We start from the raw sequence: 943 nt of genomic DNA, 5'->3' as shown, positions 1-943 counted from the left end.
ACAAAAGTAGAAGGAACGAAGACGTGGAAGGACGGGAATGGCGAAGGACGTCCAGAAACAGTTAAAGTAGATTTACTACAAAATGGCCAAGTGATCGCAACACAAGAAGTGAGTGCGGCGAGCGAGTGGAAATATGCGTTTACAGATTTAGCGGCATACGATGCTGAAGGAAAGGCATACAAGTATGAAGTGAAAGAACAAGCAGTAGCTGGATATGAATCAAAAGTAGAAGGTTACGACATCACGAATACAAAGGTTGGTCAAACAAAAGTAGAAGGAACGAAAACATGGAAAGACGATAACACAAAAGATCGTCCAGAAATGATCAAAGTAGACCTACTACAAAACGGCAAAGTAATCGCAACGAAAGAAGTAAGCGCAGCGAGCGAATGGAAATATGCGTTTACAGATTTAGCGGCATATGATACCGAAGGTAAGGCATATAAGTATGAAGTGAAAGAACAAGCGGTAGCTGGATATGAATCAAAAGTAGAAGGTTACGATATCACGAATACAAAAGTAGGCCAAACAAAAGTAGAAGGAACGAAGACGTGGAACGATAACAACGCAAAAGATCGTCCAGGCTCAATCAAAGTAGACTTATTACAAAATGGTCAAGTGATTGACACGAAAGAAGTAACGGCAGAAACAAAGTGGAAGTATACATTTGAAAATCTACAAGCCTACGATGCAGAAGGCAAAGCCTATAAGTATGAAGTGAAAGAACAAGCGGTAGATGGATACCAAACAGAAATAAAAGGTTATGACATCACGAATACAAAAGTAGGCCAAACAAAAGTAGAAGGAACGAAGACGTGGAAAGACGACAACGCAAAAGATCGTCCGGAAATGATTAAAGTAGACTTACTACAAAATGGCCAGGTTATTGATATAAAAGAAGTAAGCGCAGCAAGCGAATGGAAATATGCGTTTACAGATTTAG

General features: G+C 39.9%; 1 protein-coding gene. It reads left to right on the top strand.

Features of this window, described 5'->3' with window-relative positions:
* Positions 1-943: Cna B-type domain-containing protein (locus tag CN373_RS24430; RefSeq protein WP_133116049.1), on the top strand; the 943-nt coding region annotated here is incomplete at both ends.

Origin of the sequence: Bacillus cereus (assembly GCF_002561295.1) — a bacterium.
Lineage (GTDB): Bacteria > Bacillota > Bacilli > Bacillales > Bacillaceae_G > Bacillus_A > Bacillus_A cereus_S.
This window is presented reverse-complemented; position numbering and strand designations above follow the sequence as displayed.